The sequence below is a fragment of the Micromonospora sp. Llam0 genome, from assembly GCF_003751085.1.
Taxonomy (GTDB): domain Bacteria; phylum Actinomycetota; class Actinomycetes; order Mycobacteriales; family Micromonosporaceae; genus Micromonospora_E.
Map to the genome: position 1 here is coordinate 1,606,584 of NZ_RJJY01000001.1, position 18,258 is coordinate 1,624,841.

15 protein-coding genes and 2 rRNA genes are annotated in these 18,258 nt (G+C 67.5%); 9 read left to right on the forward strand and 8 right to left on the reverse strand.

Translation table 11 applies throughout. The annotated features are described in order from the left end of the window. The first annotated feature begins 56 nt into the window (after positions 1–56). Positions 57–1,295 (forward strand): argininosuccinate synthase, encoded by a 1,239-nt coding sequence (locus EDC02_RS07250; protein WP_123601293.1) that lies wholly within the window; start codon positions 57–59, stop codon positions 1,293–1,295. 8 nt (positions 1,296–1,303) lie between these two features. Next, positions 1,304–2,767, forward strand: a complete 1,464-nt coding sequence (gene argH, locus EDC02_RS07255) for an argininosuccinate lyase (RefSeq protein ID WP_123601294.1) — start codon at positions 1,304–1,306, stop codon at positions 2,765–2,767. A gap of 23 nt (positions 2,768–2,790) precedes the next feature. Here argH and EDC02_RS07260 read toward each other — a convergent pair whose 3' ends face one another. Continuing rightward, positions 2,791–3,126: an antibiotic biosynthesis monooxygenase gene (locus EDC02_RS07260; RefSeq protein WP_123604580.1), complete on the reverse strand. Its 336-nt coding sequence runs from the start codon at positions 3,124–3,126 to the stop codon at positions 2,791–2,793. Between the two features lie 68 nt (positions 3,127–3,194). Here EDC02_RS07260 and EDC02_RS07265 point away from each other — a divergent pair, with 68 nt between their 5' ends. Beyond that, positions 3,195–3,848: a DNA-3-methyladenine glycosylase gene (locus tag EDC02_RS07265; RefSeq protein ID WP_123601295.1), complete on the forward strand. Its 654-nt coding sequence runs from the start codon at positions 3,195–3,197 to the stop codon at positions 3,846–3,848. 26 nt (positions 3,849–3,874) lie between these two features. Here the strand turns inward: EDC02_RS07265 and EDC02_RS07270 are convergent, their stop codons facing one another. After that, positions 3,875–4,138 (reverse strand): hypothetical protein, encoded by a 264-nt coding sequence (locus tag EDC02_RS07270; RefSeq protein WP_148083359.1) that lies wholly within the window; start codon positions 4,136–4,138, stop codon positions 3,875–3,877. Between the two features lie 147 nt (positions 4,139–4,285). On the opposite strand from EDC02_RS07270, the gene EDC02_RS07275 reads away from it, so the two are divergent. After that, on the forward strand, positions 4,286–4,672 hold the full coding sequence (locus tag EDC02_RS07275; RefSeq protein ID WP_148083360.1) for a hypothetical protein: 387 nt from the start codon (positions 4,286–4,288) through the stop codon (positions 4,670–4,672). Here EDC02_RS07275 and EDC02_RS07280 read toward each other — a convergent pair. Continuing rightward, a complete protein-coding gene (locus EDC02_RS07280) occupies positions 4,648–5,478 on the reverse strand; it encodes a sulfotransferase (protein WP_123601298.1) in 831 nt (276 codons plus the stop codon). The two genes, EDC02_RS07275 and EDC02_RS07280, sit on opposite strands and share 25 nt — an antisense overlap. Before the next feature lie 219 nt (positions 5,479–5,697). On the opposite strand from EDC02_RS07280, the gene EDC02_RS07285 reads away from it, so the two are divergent. After that, entirely contained in the window at positions 5,698–7,098 is a 1,401-nt protein-coding gene (locus EDC02_RS07285; protein WP_123604581.1) for a hemolysin family protein, read from the forward strand. Here EDC02_RS07285 and EDC02_RS07290 read toward each other — a convergent pair. From EDC02_RS07290 to EDC02_RS07300, 3 genes are read right to left on the reverse strand one after another with little or no spacing between them, the layout of a single operon-like run. Next, on the reverse strand, positions 7,007–7,663 hold the full coding sequence (locus EDC02_RS07290; RefSeq protein ID WP_123601299.1) for a TRM11 family methyltransferase: 657 nt from the start codon (positions 7,661–7,663) through the stop codon (positions 7,007–7,009). The genes EDC02_RS07285 and EDC02_RS07290 overlap by 92 nt on opposite strands. A 60-nt stretch (positions 7,664–7,723) precedes the next feature. Next, a complete protein-coding gene (locus EDC02_RS07295) occupies positions 7,724–8,371 on the reverse strand; it encodes a hypothetical protein (protein WP_123604582.1) in 648 nt (215 codons plus the stop codon). Between the two features lie 20 nt (positions 8,372–8,391). Next, positions 8,392–9,204, reverse strand: a complete 813-nt coding sequence (locus EDC02_RS07300; protein ID WP_123601300.1) for a hypothetical protein — start codon at positions 9,202–9,204, stop codon at positions 8,392–8,394. Positions 9,205–9,221: 17 nt separating this feature from the next. Between EDC02_RS07300 and EDC02_RS40735 the strand changes: the two genes are divergently transcribed. Continuing rightward, a complete protein-coding gene (locus tag EDC02_RS40735; protein WP_199757528.1) occupies positions 9,222–9,395 on the forward strand; it encodes a hypothetical protein in 174 nt (57 codons plus the stop codon). 28 nt (positions 9,396–9,423) lie between these two features. Here EDC02_RS40735 and EDC02_RS07305 read toward each other — a convergent pair whose 3' ends face one another. Together EDC02_RS07305 and EDC02_RS07310 are read right to left on the reverse strand one after the other, a co-directional pair. Further along, complete coding sequence (locus EDC02_RS07305; RefSeq protein ID WP_123604583.1) at positions 9,424–10,458, reverse strand: App1 family protein; 1,035 nt, start codon at positions 10,456–10,458, stop codon at positions 9,424–9,426. Positions 10,459–10,582: 124 nt separating this feature from the next. Further along, entirely contained in the window at positions 10,583–11,074 is a 492-nt protein-coding gene (locus EDC02_RS07310) for an OsmC family protein (RefSeq protein ID WP_233605784.1), read from the reverse strand. A gap of 256 nt (positions 11,075–11,330) precedes the next feature. On the opposite strand from EDC02_RS07310, the gene tyrS reads away from it, so the two are divergent. From tyrS to EDC02_RS07325, 3 genes are all read left to right on the forward strand, one after another. Beyond that, positions 11,331–12,587: a tyrosine--tRNA ligase gene (gene tyrS, locus EDC02_RS07315; protein ID WP_123604585.1), complete on the forward strand. Its 1,257-nt coding sequence runs from the start codon at positions 11,331–11,333 to the stop codon at positions 12,585–12,587. A 662-nt stretch (positions 12,588–13,249) separates the two neighbouring features. Next, positions 13,250–14,766: ribosomal RNA gene (locus EDC02_RS07320) — 16S ribosomal RNA — on the forward strand. A 357-nt stretch (positions 14,767–15,123) separates the two neighbouring features. Further along, a 23S ribosomal RNA gene (locus tag EDC02_RS07325) occupies positions 15,124–18,228 on the forward strand. Together the 16S and 23S rRNA genes form the textbook arrangement of a ribosomal RNA operon. The last annotated feature ends 30 nt before the right edge of the window (positions 18,229–18,258 follow it).

The window sequence follows — 18,258 nt, forward strand, 5'->3', positions numbered from 1 at the left end:
CGCCCGACCACCACCTGATTTTCCGATACGCACATTCAACCGAGGAGCATCACATCATGACTGAGCGGGTGGTACTCGCCTACTCCGGCGGCCTGGACACCTCGGTCGCCATTCCCTATCTCGCCGGGGAACTCGGTGCCGAGGTGATCGCCGTCGCGGTCGACGTCGGCCAGGGCGGCGAGGACATGGACGTCATCCGGCAGCGGGCGCTCGACTGCGGCGCTGTCGAATCCGAGGTGGTCGACGCCCGGGACGAGTTCGCCGCAGACTTCTGCCTGCCGGCGCTGCGGGCCAACGCCCTCTACATGGACCGCTATCCACTGGTGTCGGCGCTGAGCCGGCCGCTGATCGTCAAGCATCTGGTCGCGGCGGCCCGCAAGCACGGCGGCACCGTGGTGTCGCACGGCTGCACCGGCAAGGGCAACGACCAGGTCCGCTTCGAGGTCGGCATCGGCGCGCTCGCGCCGGAGCTGAAGGTCGTCGCCCCGGCCCGCGACTTCGCCTGGACCCGGGACAAGGCGATCGCGTTGGCCGAGGAGAAGGGGCTGCCGATCGACGTGTCGCACAAGTCGCCGTACTCGATCGACCAGAACCTGTGGGGCCGGGCGGTGGAGACCGGCTTCCTGGAGGACATCTGGAACGCCCCGATCGAGGACCTGTACTCCTACACCGCCGACCCGGCCGCGCCGCGCGACGCCGACGAGGTGACCATCACCTTCGATGCCGGCGTGCCGGTGGCGGTCGACGGCGAGACGGTCAGCCCGTACCAGGCGGTGGTGGAGCTCAACCGGCGCGCCGGCGCGCAGGGCATCGGGCGGCTGGACATGGTCGAGGACCGGCTCGTCGGGATCAAGAGCCGCGAGGTGTACGAGGCACCGGGCGCGATCGCGTTGATCACCGCCCACCAGGAGCTGGAGAACGTCACCGTGGAGCGCGAGGTGGCCCGGTTCAAGCGGACCGTGGACCAGCGCTGGGGCGAGCTGGTCTACGACGGCCTGTGGTTCTCCCCGCTCAAGCAGGCCCTCGACGCGTTCATCGACGAGACGCAGGGGCACGTCACCGGTGAGGTCCGGATGGTGCTGCACGGCGGCCGGCCGGTCGTCGTCGGCCGGCGTTCCGACGCCAGCCTGTACGACTTCAACCTGGCCACCTACGACACCGGTGACACCTTCGACCAGAGCCAGGCGAAGGGCTTCGTGCAGCTGTGGGGGCTGTCCAGTCGGCTGGCCACCGCCCGCGACACCCGGCTCGCCGGCCCCGGTGGGCAAACCCGGCTGCCCGGCTCGCAGGCCTGACCCCGACAATGGTCGCCGTGGACGACAAGAGCCTGACCGAGAACACCGCCAGCCCGAACCGCACCAGCCTGTGGGGTGGCCGCTTCGCCGGCGGGCCGGCCGAGGCGCTGGCCCGGTTGTCGGTCAGCGTCCAGTTCGACTGGCGCCTGGCCCCGTACGACATCGCCGGCTCCCGGGCGCACGCCCGGGTGCTGGCCGCCGCCGGCCTGCTCGACCCGGACGAACTGGGCCGGATGCTGGCCGCGTTGGACGACCTGGAGGCGGCCTGCGCCTCCGGGTCGTTCCGGCCGACCGTGGACGACGAGGACGTGCACACCGCGCTGGAACGCGGCCTGCTGGAGCGGCTCGGCTCGCTCGGCGGCAAGCTGCGCGCCGGCCGGTCCCGCAACGACCAGGTCGCCACCGACCTGCGGCTGTATCTGCGTGACCACGCCCGTGGCCTGGCCGCCCAGCTGGTCGAGCTGGCCGGTGCCCTGGTCGAGCAGGCCGAGCGGCACCTGGAGACCCCGGCGCCGGGGATGACCCACGTGCAGCACGCCCAGCCGGTGACGTTCGGGCACTGGCTGCTGGCCCACGTCCACCCGCTGCTGCGCGACCTGGAGCGGTTGCGCGACTGGGACGCCCGTACCTCGGTGTCGCCGTTGGGCGCCGGCGCGCTGGCCGGCTCGGGCCTTCCGCTGGATCCGGTCGCGGTCGCCAAGGAGCTGGGGTTCCGGACCTCGTTCGCCAACTCGATGGACGCGGTCGCCGACCGGGACTTCGCCGCCGAGTTCCTCTTCGTCACCGCGATGGTCGGGGTGCACCTGTCCCGGCTGGGGGAGGAGGTGGTGCTCTGGACCTCGCAGGAGTTCGGCTGGGTGGAGCTGGACGACGCCTTCGCCACCGGGTCGTCGATCATGCCGCAGAAGAAGAACGCCGACATCGCCGAGCTGGCCCGGGGCAAGTCCGGCCGTCTCGTCGGCGGGCTGGTGGCGGTGCTGACCATGCTCAAGGGGCTGCCGCTGACCTACGACCGGGACATGCAGGAGGACAAGGAGCCGGCGTTCGACGCCGTCGACACCCTGCAACTGCTGCTGCCGGCCCTGGCGGGGATGATCTCCACCATGACGGTACGGGTGGACCGGCTCGCCGCCGCCGCCCCGGCCGGGTTCACCCTGGCCACCGAGGTGGCGGACTGGCTGGTCCGCAAGGGTGTGCCGTTCCGGGACGCACACGAGGTCACCGGCAAGCTGGTAGCGCTCTGCTCGGCCCGGGAGTGCGCGCTCAACGAGGTCTCCGACGATGACCTGCGGCTGGTCAGCGAGCACCTGGACGCCGGCGTCCGGGACGTGCTCTCGGTACGGTCGGCGCTCGCGGTGCGGACCACGCCGGGTTCGACCGGCCCCGGTCCGGTGTCCGACCAGTTGGTTGCCGTGACCGAGCAGCTGTCCGGGTGGCGGCGGTGGGCGGCGGAGTCGGTGGTGCCCCGCTGACCTGGTCACCGGCCGGGTCCGGGTCACCGGGTGGGCGGCGGGAACCGGTAGGCCCGCTCCACCCGGGCCACGTGCACCGCGAAACTGGCGTACCACCGGGCCCGGCCGTCGGCCTGGGCGATCAGATGCTCGACGTGTCGACGCCAGGCGACGATCGACTCCTCGTCACGCCAGTAGGAGACGGTGATGCCGACCCCGGCTGGGTCCCGGGCACTGTCCACGCCCAGGAAGCCCGGCTGCGCGGCGGCGAGTTCCAGCATTCGGCGGGCGGTGGTCGCGTAGCCGTGGTCGTCGTCGGTGCGGGTGGAGGTGAAGACCACCAGGTAGTACGGCGGTGGCGGGGTGTCGGCGGGACTCATCGGTCGCTCCCGGGCGGTGGTGTGCTGGGTCGCTGCGCCATGCTGCGCCGCTGTGCTGTGCTGGCACCATGAGACCACCCGCGCCGGTCGGCGATCTCGCGACGGTGCTCGCCGGACCGGTCGACGTCGCGGCCCGCGCGTTGCTGGGTTGCCGGGTCGCCGTCGGCGACGTCGAGGTCCGGCTCACCGAGGTCGAGGCGTACGCCGGGGTCGGCGCGGATCCCGCCTCGCACGCCCACCGGGGCCGTACGCCGCGCAACGCCCCGATGTTCGGGCCGCCCGGTCAGCTGTACGTCTACTTCAGCTACGGGATGCACTGGTGCGGCAACGTGGTCACCGGCCCGCCGGGACAGGCGGCGGCGGTGCTGCTGCGGGCCGGCGAGGTCGTCGCCGGGCACGGGTCCGCCCGGCGGCGGCGTGGCCTGCGGGTGCCGGACCGGGACCTGGCCCGTGGTCCGGCCCGGCTGATGGCCGCGCTCGGGCTGGACGGCACGGCGAACGGTACGTCGGTGCTCGACGGCACCGGCCCGGTGTCGCTGACGCCACCGCCGGCGCCGGTCCCGGCGGGAGCTGTCCGGACCGGCCCCCGGGTGGGGGTGGGCGCGGCCCCGCACACGCCGTGGCGCTTCTGGTTGGCCGGCGAGCCGACGGTCAGCGCGTACCGCCGGGCCGCTCCTCGGCCGCGCGGCGGCCGGGCCGGGTCACCGAACGTGACCGGATGACGGGAGATCGCTGCGGCGGCGGGCGGTCAGCCGGCGCGGCGCGACGGCTGCTCCGCCCACGGCAGCAGGCCGTCCTCGACGGCCCGCCGGGCAAGCTCCAGTTTCGTCTGGGCCGGGCGGCCGGCGGCGTACTTGCGCTTGACCCGCTCGAGGTACTGCTTCGCGGTGCCGAGACCGACGCCGACGCGACGGGCGGAGGCGACCATGGTCAGCCCGGACAGGTAGGCGACAAGCACTGCGGTCTCCTGTCGGGAGAGCCGTGGACCGGGGTGGTACGAGGGCTCGGACACGGGCGACCTCCGGAGCTGTTGACTCTGGAAGAGTAGGCAGTTGACTGTCAGTCAGGGGGCCGGACATGAGTCAAATGCGGGCCAGTGCTCCGGCCTTCAGGCCGGGGGTGAAGGCCCGCGCTGGGAGGGCCGCCAAGGCCCCGAGCAGTGCTCCAACCTGGCCGGTTTTGCTGCGTACTGACCGAGCTGTCCCGCACCTTGCTGCTGGACGGCGACGTGGCCGGCGCGGTGCGCAGCGCCCGGCGGTCACTGGCCGAACTCGGCGGGCAGGCACATCTGGAGCGGGCCCGGGCCCAGACCGCGCTGGCCGCCGCGTTGGCCGCCGCCGGCGACATCGCCGAGTCACGGGAGATGTTCGCCGGCGCCGCCGCGACCCTCAGCGGGCTGCACGCCTCGCGACAGGCGTCCCGGGCCTGGGCCGAACTCGGTGACGTGCTGGCCGACACCGGCGATCCGGTCGGCGCCGTCGAGGCGTTCCGCAAGGCCACCGCCGCAGTGCACCTCGGCCTTCAGTCGTCCCGCCGGGCCGGGTAGCCCCAGCCCTGGGCCACCTCGAACAGCGGACCCGGCAGCGCCACGTCGGCCGGCAGTTCCCGGGGCGGCTGGACCGTGCCGGTACGGATCCGTCCGGTCCAGTCACCGAGCCCGGCCTTGATCCGGCCATGGTCGAAACGGCCGTACTCCACCATGTCCGATTCCCACTCCAGACCGAGGAACTCGCAGATGCGCCGGGTCTCGGTCGTCGGATCGGCGGCCAGATCCTCGTAGCGGACCGTGTGTCCGGGAAGCACCCGGCGTGCCTCGGCGAGTTTGGTCAGGTACCGGCCGACGCTCTCGGCAGCCTCCTGCGGCGTCTGCTGCGGTCGGGCCCTGGTCCACGAGTCGAGGATCGCGGCCGGGTGGCGTAGCAGGAACACGAACCGCGCGTCCGGCCACACCTGGGCGAGCCGGGGCCAGATGAACACGTTGTGCGGAGTCTTCTCGACCAGGACCTGTTTGCCACTGCGCTGCAACGCCGCATCCAACACCCGGTCCCACAGCAGATGGGTGACCTCCTGGGCGTCCCAGCCCAACTCGCCCATGCTGTCGGTGATGTAGTGGTCACTGAATTCCACCCGCAACTTGCTCAGATGCAGCTCGTGGGGAGCGTAGAGCGAAGAGTGGCTGTTCAGCATCATTCGTAACAGTGTCGACCCCGACCGGACCGACGACAGAATGAACACCGGTTGGCGCAGCAGCCGGTGCGGGCGGCGGACAAAGGCGGGACGGCCGCCCCGACGGGTGATCTGCATTCCGGTGGACCGGGCGATCCGTACGGCAAGGTGATGCTTCCAGCTCATGCGACCCGACACTACGAAATCTTGCTGAGAGAATGCTAGGGGTCTTCGCCCACCGGCCGGGCACAGCGACGGCGGATGCCAGGTGACCGGCGGGCGGGCCGACCGGCCCGGAAACCCGGACGGGTGGCAGGATTCGCCTTCGGCCCGGGTGGGCAAAGCAGGCCGCAGCACACCGGCGACGGAATCCGGGTCACGACGGCGGCGATGAAAGGTGCGTACGTGCAGGGGTACGGAACACAACTCGCGCTGGTCGGGATCCTGGTGGTGCTGAACGCGGTCTTCGCCGGTAGCGAGATCGCCCTGGTGTCACTGCGCGACAGCCAGCTGCAGCGGCTGGAACGGTCCCGTCGGACGGGTCGGGTCCTGGCCAAGCTCGCCAAGGACCCGAACCGGTTCCTTGCCACCATCCAGATCGGCATCACCCTGGCCGGGTTCCTGGCCTCGGCCACCGCCGCGGTGTCGCTGGCCGAGCCGCTGGTGCCAGCGCTGGACGTGCTCGGCCGGGCTGCGGAGCCGGTGGCGATCGTGCTGATCACCCTGGTGCTGACCTTCGTCACACTGGTCTTCGGCGAACTGGCCCCGAAGCGGGTGGCCATGCAGCGGGCCGAGCGGTGGGCCCTGGCGGTGGCCCGGCCCCTCGACATGATGGCCAGCCTGGCCCGACCGGCGGTCTGGGCGCTCGGCGCCACCAGCGACCTCGTGGTTCGCCTCGTCGGCGGCGATCCGAAGGCAACCCGCGACGAGATCAGCCCGGACGAACTGCGCGACATCGTGGCCGGTCACCGGGCGTTCAGCGCCGAGCAGCAGACCATCATCTCCGGGGCACTGGAGATCGCCGACCGGCGGCTGCGGGCCGTGCTGGTGCCCCGGCTGGAGGTCTTCACGCTGGACAGCGGGACGTCCGCCGAGGCGGCCCGGATCGTGCTGGCCACCTCAGGGCACTCCCGCGCGCCGGTGGTCCGCAACGGGATGCTGGACGACACCGTCGGTGTGATTCACCTGCGCGACCTGGTCGGCGTACCCGACGACCGGCCGGTCGACGCGGTCGCCCGCCCGCCCATGCTGCTGCCCGAGTCGCTGCCGGTGGTCGACGCGTTGCGCCGGTTCAAGACACACCGTCAGCACATCGCGCTGGTTGTCGACGAACGCGGTGCCGTCGACGGCATCGTCACCCTGGAGGACGTGCTGGAGGAAATCGTCGGCGAGATCTACGACGAGACCGACCGGGACATCCGCGCGGTACGCACCGAGCCGGACGGCACGATGCTGGTCCCCGGGACCTTCCCCGTGCACGACCTGCCGGACATCGGGGTCGACCTGCCCGGCCGCCCGGACGGCGACTACACCACCGTGGCCGGTCTGGTGCTGGCCCGGCTCGGCCACATTCCCACCGACGCGGGCGAGTCGGTCCGGGTCGACGGCTGGACCCTCACCGTCGCCTCCGTCGATCACCACGCCATCAGTGGCGTACGGCTACGCCCATCCTCGCGGGACGACGGCGACCACACCGACGCCGAGAACCGCGCGCTCAGCTCGGCCGTTGAAAGACCAGACAGTAGTCGCCGGTCAGCCAGTCGGGCTGGCGGTCCCAACACAGGAACGACTCCTGGAGCAGAGTGAGATGGCCGCGGATCACCCGACCCACGTCCCAGGCGAGGGTGGTCACCCGGCCGTCGACCCGCATGTTCGCCACGTTGACCACGGCGTGGCCGCCCGGCCGCAGCAACTGGGCGACCTGCCCGAAGACGTCACCGATCTCGTCGAGGTAGCTGGTGTAGTCACCGTCGAGAGTCTCGTAGGCGTTGAGCGGGTTCTCCGGATGGTCGGTCGCGTCCATGTAGGGCGGTGAGGTCAGGCAGAGGTCGAACGGCCCGTCGACCAGGCCGATCAGCTTCCGGGCGTCACCGTCGACGATTTCGGCACCGGCCGCCCCGGCGAGTCGCTGCCGGATCAGCGCGACCCGGTCAGGCAGCAGTTCGACGCCGGTCGCCCGTCGACCCATCCGCGCCGCGGTCACCAGTGTGGTGCCGTAGCCGGCGAACGGGTCGAGCACCGCCTGCCCGGGTGTGGTGTACTCGTCGATCACCGCCTCGACCAGAGCCTCCGGGAAGTGCACCTGCTGGTCCTCGCCAGCCGGCAGTTGGGCGATCAGGTCAGCGCTGGTCAGCTGCAGCCACGGTCTCACCCGACCATTGTCCCTCGCGGGAGTCGCGGCGGCTGGCCGCCCTGCGTCACCTGAGCACCGCTACTCCGGCGCCGCGTCGTCGCTCTGCCCGGACTGGCGACGGTTGCGCAGCGCCACCCAGGTGGCACCGAACACGATCGCACCGGCCAGGCAGACCGCGACCACGTGACCGCTGCCGGTCCAGCCGAACCAGTCCTGCAGCAGCATCCGGGAGCGGGACGTGGGATCCACCAGCGTGATCGCCACGAACGCGGCGACCAGCACTCCGGCGCCGAGGGCGAACGCGGTCGCCCACGGCCCGCTCGGCCCGAACCGGCCGTGCAGCACCAGCACAGCGCGCACGATCCGCCGGGCCCGGACCAGCCGTAACGTGCCTACCGTGTAGATCAACCGGAACACCTGCAGCGGCCCCAACGCCAGGATGGTGACCGGGACCACGATCAGGGTCAGTGTTACCAGCCCTCGGTTGCGCCGCAGCCAGGACAGCCGGTCGGCGGAGAAGGCCAGCAGTACGGCGGTCTCGGCGACCAGCACCGCTCCGCTCGCCCAGTGCAGGACCTCACCGACCGTTGCCAGGGCCCCGCCGGCGAGGGTGAGGAACACCGCCGGAACCGAGGCCAGCGCCGCGACCAGCACCGGCACCGCCAGTCGCCGTTCCCACCGGGCGGACCGGTCCTGGCCGGACTCGTCAGCCGGCTGATCGCTCACCGGTTGGTCGTCGGCGCCGGTCATCCCGATGTGTCGGCGGCCCGCCGTCCGACGGTCGCTGGCGGAACCCGGACCGCGATCTCCACCCCGAGCTGCGCACCGTCGCTCAGCCGGAGTCGGTCACCACTCCAGAACCGGCCCGGGTCGTACCAGTTGGTTCGCCGGCCCGTTGGTAGCAGCCCCATCGCCTCGTAGGTCACCGCGACCACCTCGGCGCAGTAGACACTCTCCAGATCCGGCCGGCCGGCGGTACCGTCAGCCGACGGCTCGGCGCCGCCCGACACCTCGTCGGCGCCGCCCGACACCTCGGCTGCTTCGACGCCGGCCGTGCCCCGTCCGTACGGCGGCAACCAGGTGGCCAACCGTTCGCGTACCGCGCCGGCCAGCGGCGCCCGCCGTACGGACGGGGCACGACCCCGTAGCCACCGCCAGGCCAGCGCGGCGGTGGACGGGAACGGGGTGCCGTCCAACCGGGCGACCGTCCGTAGCACGGCATCCTCCATCGCGCCGTCGGCGGGCGGTTCCAACTGCCGCAGCCAGGCCCGCTGACCGTAGCGCCGTGCCCAGACCGTGACCGCGTCGCGCAGGTCGTGCAGCTGGACCCCTCTGTGGTGGCTGCCCGACCACATGTCCGGCAGCGACCGACCGAGCTCGGCATGCCACAGCAGCGGCGGGAGGTCCTCGATCACCACCGCCATCCCCACGTGGTTCACCGGACTGTTCGTGGTCATCTGGATCGCCCGGTCGGGCATCGTTCGCCCACGGAACAGCCACAGGTCACCGGTGCGGGTCAGCTCGACCGCCGTGTCGAGGGAGAGTGGTTCGCCGGTCACTCGACTACCCTAGGCCGATGCGTTGGTGGAAGGTAATGGGCCTGGCCGCGTTCGTCGGGGTCGCCGCGACCGGAGCGGTCGTCGTCCGGGCCGAACGACGCCGTCGGGCCTACACCGCGGAACAGATCCGCGATCGGCTCCGACAGCGCCTGGTCGAGGCCGGCCCGTCGGACGCCCCGCCCCCAACCTGAGCCGTCGGTCAGCCGAGCCGCCGGCCGGTCACAGCAGTCGCGCCTCGCGCAGCAGGTGTGCCAGGCCGGCGCCGTCGGGCGCGGACAACCACCGCCGGCCACCCGGCCCGGCAGCCCTGGAGGTCTCACCGGCCGGTGCCGGCAGATTGCCGGCCAGGACCGCCTGGGTCGGCGAGAGCCGACGGATCGCCACCGCCGCCAGGCTGTCCGGATGCTGCGCCGCGAACTCGGCGTAGATCTCCGGATCGTGCTGCCCGTCGTCGCCCACCAGCAGCCAGCGGATCTGTGGAAACTCCTCCGCCAACCGGGCCAGGCTGGCGCGCTTGTGGTCGCGACCACTGCGGAACCACCGTTCCGTGGTCGGACCCCAGTCCGTCAGCAGCAGCGGGCCGGCCGGGTAGAGATGTCGGGACAGGAAGCGGCTCAGGGTCGGCGCGACGTTCCAGGCACCGGTGGACAGGTAGAGCACCGGCGCACCCGGATGCGCGGTGACCAGGCGTTCATACAGCACCGCCATCCCGGCGACCGAAGCCCGGGCGTGCTCGTCCAACACGAACGTGTTCCACGCGGCCAGCATCGGCCGGGGCAGCGCGGTCACCATGACCGTGTCGTCGATGTCGGAGATGATGCCGAACCGGACCTGCGGGTCGACGATGCGTACCGGCGCGTCGACCGGCTCGGAGTCACCGCTGTGTAGTCGTACCGACGTCCAGCCAGGCTCCAGATCGGCCGGCACGACGGTGTCCACGAACCCGCCCCGGTCGGCCTGGACCTCGTGCCGCTTGCCGCCGGCTTCGATCACCACCGGTGCGTCCTTGACCGGCAGGGTGGCGAAGCTGCGCCAGCCCCGTACCTTCTTCGCCCGCCGACGTGGGGGATCCGGCCGACCCAGCAGCACCCGGGCCATCACCCGGACCCAGCCCGGTGCGCCGTAGCCGGTGTACGGAATGAGCGTGAGATCCCAACCTCGTCGCCGCAGCCGGCGTTCCAACAAGGCGTGGACGGCATCCTCGAGCCGGACGGCTCGGTGGGCGCCACGCGCCGCCGGGCTCACGGGTGTCATCGCCACGGTGCCACCCTGCCACAGCCGCCCGTTGTGGGCACGGCGTGGTGATCGACCACGTGAAACCCGCTCAGCCGGCCGGTGTCCCCGCCGACACCGGCCGATCCGGCGTCATCGGCGCAGGTCAGGTAGCGGCCAGTTCGATCTCCACCTCGGGCGCGTCGAGCAATGTGTTGTGCACCGTGCAGTGCGCGGCGACGGCCCGCAGCGCCGCCCGGCGTCCGGGCGGCAGCTCGTCCGGAACACTCAGTTCGATCCGCACCGCGGCGACCCGGGCCGGCCGGTCGGCCGCCATCACGTACCGGGCACCGACGGCGAGCCCGTCCCGGGACAGTCCGTGCCGGACCAGGTAGCGGCCGGCGTAGTACGCCACACATGAGGCGAGCGCGGCCACGAACAACTCGACCGGCGTCGGTGCGCTGTCCGAGCCGCCGCCGCTGACCGGCTGGTCGACGACGAGTTGGTGGCCACGGACCTGCACCGCGTACCGTTCGCCGTCGACGTGCCGTACGGTCAGCCTGGGCTGCTCCGCCGGCCGACGGGTCGATCCGGTCGGTTCGACCGTGACCGGCTGACGGCCGTCACGCTGCTTGGTCGTCGACTCTATGGTGTTCACCGTCGGCTCCTTCCGCCGGCGCTCGACTGCCCTGCCGGCACTCTCATTGCACGCCGCCCGGCGATCTGCCGGTCAGAGTCGGGTGGCCCCGCCTAGCGGGCCGGAGGACCCTGCGCCGGTTTCCCGAAGGCAAACGACTTTCCTCGATGCGATTGGGCGCCGGACCGACCCGCGCCGCAGGTCGGAAACCGGATGTCCGTGCTGGTCCGCGATGAGGGACAATCGCGCCGTGACGGACGAACAAGACCCGGCCGGTATGCCCGACGTGCTGGACGAACTGCGTTGGCGAGGCCTGATCCAGGATGCCACGGATGTGACCGAGCTGGGTCGGCAGCTGAGCGACCCCACCACCTTCTACGTCGGCTTCGATCCGACGGCCCCAAGTCTGCATGTGGGCCACCTGGTCCAGGTGCTCACCGCCCGTCGGCTGCAACTCGCCGGACATCGGCCGCTGCTGCTGGTCGGCGGGGCCACCGGGCAGATCGGGGACCCGAAGGAGGGCGGTGAGCGTAACCTGAACCCGCCCGAGGTGGTGGCGGGCTGGGTCGACCGGATCCGCGACCAGCTCGCGCCGTTCGTCTCGTTCACCGGGCCGGTCGCGGCGCAGGCGGTCAACAACCTGGACTGGACCGGGCCGATGTCGGTCGTCGAGTTCCTCCGGGACGTGGGCAAGCACTTCCCGGTCAACCGGATGCTCGCCCGTGAGGTGGTCCGGGCCCGGCTGGACAGCGGCATCAGCTTCACCGAGTTCAGCTACCAGCTGCTGCAGGCGAACGACTTCTTCGAGCTGCACCGGCGGCACGGTTGCCTGCTGCAGTTCGGTGGCTCCGATCAGTGGGGCAACATCACCGCAGGGGTCGACTACGTACGCCGCCGTGGAGCCGGCCCGGTGCACGCTTTCACCACGCCGCTGGTCACCCGGTCGGACGGCACCAAGTTCGGCAAGACCGAGGGCGGCGCGGTCTGGTTGGACGCCGCGCTGACCAGCCCGTACGCCTTCTACCAGTTCTGGGTCAACGTCGACGACCGCGACGTCGGGCGCTACCTGCGCTACTTCAGCTTCCGGGATCGCGAGACGATAGCCGAACTGGAGCGGGAGTCGGCGGCCCGGCCGGCGGCGCGGATCGCCCAACGGGCGTTGGCCGAGGAGCTCACCGCGCTGGTGCACGGTCCGGCGGAGGCGGCCCAGGCGGTGGCCGCGAGCCAGGCCTTGTTCGGCCGAGGGTCGCTGGACGAACTGGCTCCGGAGACACTGCACGCCGCATTGCGGGAGGCAGGCCTGCTGACGGTGACCGGCGAGATGCCGGCGGTGGCCGCGTTGTTGAAGGAGTCGGGACTTGTCGGCAGTCTCAACGAGGCACGCCGGGCGATCGCCGAAGGTGGCGCCTACCTCAACAATCAGCGGGTGTCGGACGTCGAGGCGGTGGTCCAGGCCGAGACGCTGCTGCACGGCCGGTTCCTGGTGCTGCGGCGCGGCAAGCGCACGTTTGCCGGGGTTGAGCTGGTCAGATAGGCGTCAATCGACGTTGTGACGTGGGACGCGTTCGCTCGATTTGACGACTGATCGGGCGGGCGCGTAACTTTCTCTCTGCCCGCAGGGGAACGGACGGAAACACCGGAGCCGCAAACGCAGCCGAGGTGACCGGCCGGAACTGTGGGACAACCTCCAGGTCCGGGTGTTCGCACCGAACGGAGCTGGCGGGCGGGGCCGCGAGGATCGCACCGGCAGAGCCGGGGCCGATTTGGAGCGGCGGGACCGACCGGCTAGGGTTGACGACCGCAGGGCACCGGGCGAGCCGACGGAGACGTCGCGGCCGGCCTGCAAAACCAGGTTCGAACGCACGGGTAACGCCGCGCGCTCGACCAGGTGGTCAAACCGGCACGAAGCACCACGATCCGGAAAAACCCGGGTTGACGGGGCGAAAGAGTCGGAGTAAGGTAGTAAAAGTGCCCGGCGGAAGTCGGGTGGGACGGATGGCCCTGGTGGGGTTGCCTGCTTGGTGTGGGTGGTTCTGCTGGTGTGTGTTTGTTCTTTGAGAACTCAACAGGGTGCTTGATAAGCCAGTGCCAAAGTTTGTTTGGTTCCCGGCTGGTTGACTGCCGCGTTTGTGGTGGTTTTCTGGTTGGTGATTCCTTGGCATTTTATAATGCCGGGTTTGATTTCTTCACAAGTTTTTGTTGGAGAGTTTGATCCTGGCTCAGGACGAACGCTGGCGGCGTGCTTAACACATGCAAGTCGAGCGGAAAGGCCCTTCGGGGTACTCGAGCGGCGAACGGGTGAGTAACACGTGAGCAACCTGCCCCAGGCTTTGGGATAACCCCGGGAAACCGGGGCTAATACCGGATATTACATGCTGCCGCATGGTGGTGTGTGGAAAGTTTTTCGGCTTGGGATGGGCTCGCGGCCTATCAGCTTGTTGGTGGGGTGATGGCCTACCAAGGCGACGACGGGTAGCCGGCCTGAGAGGGCGACCGGCCACACTGGGACTGAGACACGGCCCAGACTCCTACGGGAGGCAGCAGTGGGGAATATTGCACAATGGGCGGAAGCCTGATGCAGCGACGCCGCGTGAGGGATGACGGCCTTCGGGTTGTAAACCTCTTTCAGCAGGGACGAAGCGCAAGTGACGGTACCTGCAGAAGAAGCGCCGGCCAACTACGTGCCAGCAGCCGCGGTAAGACGTAGGGCGCGAGCGTTGTCCGGATTTATTGGGCGTAAAGAGCTCGTAGGCGGCTTGTCGCGTCGACTGTGAAAACCCACAGCTCAACTGTGGGCTTGCAGTCGATACGGGCAGGCTAGAGTTCGGTAGGGGAGACTGGAATTCCTGGTGTAGCGGTGAAATGCGCAGATATCAGGAGGAACACCGGTGGCGAAGGCGGGTCTCTGGGCCGATACTGACGCTGAGGAGCGAAAGCGTGGGGAGCGAACAGGATTAGATACCCTGGTAGTCCACGCTGTAAACGTTGGGCGCTAGGTGTGGGGAGCCTCTCCGGTTCTCTGTGCCGCAGCTAACGCATTAAGCGCCCCGCCTGGGGAGTACGGCCGCAAGGCTAAAACTCAAAGGAATTGACGGGGGCCCGCACAAGCGGCGGAGCATGCGGATTAATTCGATGCAACGCGAAGAACCTTACCTGGGTTTGACATGGCCGCAAAACCTGCAGAGATGTGGGGTCCTTCGGGGGCGGTCACAGGTGGTGCATGGCTGTCGTCAGCTCGTGTCGTGAGATGTTGGGTTAAGTCCCGCAACGAGCGCAACCCTTGTTCGATGTTGCCAGCGCGTTATGGCGGGGACTCATCGAAGACTGCCGGGGTCAACTCGGAGGAAGGTGGGGATGACGTCAAGTCATCATGCCCCTTATGTCCAGGGCTTCACGCATGCTACAATGGCCGGTACAATGGGCTGCGATACCGTGAGGTGGAGCGAATCCCAAAAAGCCGGTCTCAGTTCGGATCGGGGTCTGCAACTCGACCCCGTGAAGTCGGAGTCGCTAGTAATCGCAGATCAGCAACGCTGCGGTGAATACGTTCCCGGGCCTTGTACACACCGCCCGTCACGTCACGAAAGTCGGCAACACCCGAAGCCGGTGGCCCAACCCCTTGTGGGAGGGAGCTGTCGAAGGTGGGGCTGGCGATTGGGACGAAGTCGTAACAAGGTAGCCGTACCGGAAGGTGCGGCTGGATCACCTCCTTTCTAAGGAGCGCTCTCCCGGCGAAGGTCGGGTAGGGAGCCTGCCGCCTCCGAGTGTGGGGTGGGGGTGCTCATTTGGCGGAGACACTGGTGAGTTCGTGTCGGCAACGGCTGATGCTGCTAGTACTGCTTCTGCTTTCGGGTGGGGGTGTGGAGGGTGGTGTTGGTGCGGCTGGTGTGAATGGTGGGCATCCTGTTGGGTCCTGAGGGAACAGGCCACGTGGTGGGTTGTTGTCTCTGGTTGCCAGGCGCGGCCTGGTCTTGCATACCGGCCATCGTGTGTGGTGGTGCTGGTGTGGGGCTTGGGGTTGCGGGTTGGTCGTTTGTTGAGAATTACACAGTGGACGCGAGCATCTTTGTGGTCAAGTTGTCAAGGGCGAACGGTGGATGCCTTGGCGCTAGGAGCCGATGAAGGACGTGGGAGGCCGCGATAGGCCTGGGGGAGCTGTCAACCGAGCTGTGATCCCAGGGTGTCCGAATGGGGAAACCTGGCATCAGTCATGTGGTGTCACCTGCACCTGAACTCATAGGGTGTGTGGAGGGAACGCGGGGAAGTGAAACATCTCAGTACCCGCAGGAAGAGAAAACAATAGTGATTCCGTGAGTAGTGGCGAGCGAAAGCGGATGAGGCTAAACCGGCTGCGTGTGATACCTGTCAGGGGTTGCGTGGTCGGGGTTGTGGGACTCTGCTGATCGGACTGACATTCGGTCGAGAAGTGATAAAGCCAGTTGTTAGCTGAATGGTGTGGAAAAGCCAGCCGTAGACGGTGATAGTCCGGTAGGTGAAAACTTCTGGTCTTCTGTGGATGTTCCCGAGTAGCGGCGGACCCCTGAAATCTGCCGTGAATCTGCCAGGACCACCTGGTAAGCCTAAATACTTCCTAGTGACCGATAGCGGACGAGTACCGTGAGGGAATGGTGAAAAGTACCCCGGGAGGGGAGTGAAATAGTACCTGAAACCGTTCGCCTACAATCCGTCGGAGCCTTTAGGGGTGACGGCGTGCCTTTTGAAGAATGAGCCTGCGAGTTAGTGGCATGTGGCGAGGTTAACCCGTGTGGGGTAGCCGTAGCGAAAGCGAGTCTGAAGAGGGCGTTGAGTCGCATGTTCTAGACCCGAAGCGGAGTGATCTAGCCATGGGCAGGCTGAAGCGCGGGTAAGACCGCGTGGAGGGCCGAACCCACCAACGTTGAAAAGTTGGGGGATGACCTGTGGTTAGGGGTGAAAGGCCAATCAAACTCCGTGATAGCTGGTTCTCCCCGAAATGCATTTAGGTGCAGCGTTGCGTGTTTCTTGCCGGAGGTAGAGCACTGGATGGTCTAGGGGGCCTACAAGCTTACCGAAATCAGCTAAACTCCGAATGCCGGTAAGTGAGAGCGTGGCAGTGAGACTGCGGGGGATAAGCTTCGTAGTCGAGAGGGAAACAGCCCAGATCACCAGCTAAGGCCCCTAAGCGTGTGCTAAGTGGAAAAGGATGTGGGGTCGCTTAGACAACCAGGAGGTTGGCTTAGAAGCAGCCACCCTTTAAAGAGTGCGTAATAGCTCACTGGTCAAGTGGTTCCGCGCCGACAATGTAGCGGGGCTCAAGCACACCGCCGAAGCTGTGGCATTCACGCGTGTACTTCGCTGACTCCTTTGGGGGTTGGTGCAGGTGTGTGGATGGGTAGGGGAGCGTCGTGCCGGGGGTGAAGCAGCGGGGTGACCCAGCTGTGGACGCGGCACGAGTGAGAATGCAGGCATGAGTAGCGAAAGAAGGGTGAGAAACCCTTCCGCCGGATGACCAAGGGTTCCAGGGCCAGGCTAATCCGCCCTGGGTGAGTCGGGACCTAAGGCGAGGCCGAGAGGCGTAGTCGATGGACAACGGGTTGATATTCCCGTACCCGCGAAGGAGCGCCCATGATGAACCTTGTTGTGCTAACTGCCCGAACTTGGTGAGGTTTTCGGACTGATCTGAGGGAGCGCGGGAACCTGGCGGGTAGTAGTCAAGCGATGGGGTGACGCAGGAAGGTAGCTGATCCCGGCCGGTGGTTGTGCCGGGGTAAGCGTGTAGGCTGCATCATAGGTAAATCCGTGGTGCGTGAGGCTGAGACGTGATGCCGAGCCGATTCAGGTGAAGTCAGTGATCCTATGCTGCCGAGAAAAGCCTCTAGCGAGCTTCTAGCGGCCCGTACCCTAAACCGACACAGGTGGTCAGGTAGAGAATACCGAGGCGATCGGGCGAACTGTGGTTAAGGAACTCGGCAAATTGCCCCCGTAACTTAGGGAGAAGGGGGGCCGGAGACGTGAAGCCCCTTGCGGGTGGAGCGTTGTATGGCCGCAGAGACCAGGGGAAAGCGACTGTTTACTAAAAACACAGGTCCATGCGAAGAAGTAATTCGATGTATATGGACTGACGCCTGCCCGGTGCTGGAACGTTAAGGGGACCGGTTAGCTCTTCGGGGCGAAGCTGAGAACTTAAGCGCCAGTAAACGGCGGTGGTAACTATAACCATCCTAAGGTAGCGAAATTCCTTGTCGGGTAAGTTCCGACCTGCACGAATGGCGTAACGACTTTCCTACTGTCTCAACCACAGGCCCGGCGAAATTGCATTACGAGTAAAGATGCTCGTTACGCGCGGCAGGACGGAAAGACCCCGGGACCTTTACTATAGCTTGACATTGGTACTCGAATTAGCTTGTGTAGGATAGGTGGGAGACTGTGAAGCTGGTACGCCAGTATCGGTGGAGTCAATGTTGAAATACCACTCTGGTTGATTTGGGTTTCTAACTTCGGACCGTGATCCGGTTCAGGGACAGTGTCTGGTGGGTAGTTTAACTGGGGCGGTTGCCTCCTAAAGGGTAACGGAGGCGCCCAAAGGTTCCCTCATCCTGGTTGGCAATCAGGTGTTGAGTGTAAGTGCACAAGGGAGCTTGACTGTGAGACTGACAGGTCGAGCAGGGACGAAAGTCGGGACTAGTGATCCGGCACTTGCGTGTGGAAGCGGTGTCGCTCAACGGATAAAAGGTACCCCGGGGATAACAGGCTGATCTTCCCCAAGAGTCCATATCGACGGGATGGTTTGGCACCTCGATGTCGGCTCGTCGCATCCTGGGGCTGTAGCAGGTCCCAAGGGTTGGGCTGTTCGCCCATTAAAGCGGTACGCGAGCTGGGTTTAGAACGTCGTGAGACAGTTCGGTCCCTATCCGCCGCGCGCGTAGGATACTTGAGAAGGGCTGTCCCTAGTACGAGAGGACCGGGACGGACGAACCTCTGGTGTGCCAGTTGTCCCGCCAGGGGCACGGCTGGTTGGCTACGTTCGGAAGGGATAACCGCTGAAAGCATCTAAGCGGGAAGCTCGCTTCAAGATGAGGTGTCCCACCCATTTGATGGGGTAAGGCTCCCAGTAGATGACTGGGTTGATAGGCCGGAGATGTAAGCCAGGTAACTGGTTCAGTTGACCGGTACTAATAGGCCGAGGACTTGACTTCGAAGATGTACGCGTCCACTGTGTGATTCTG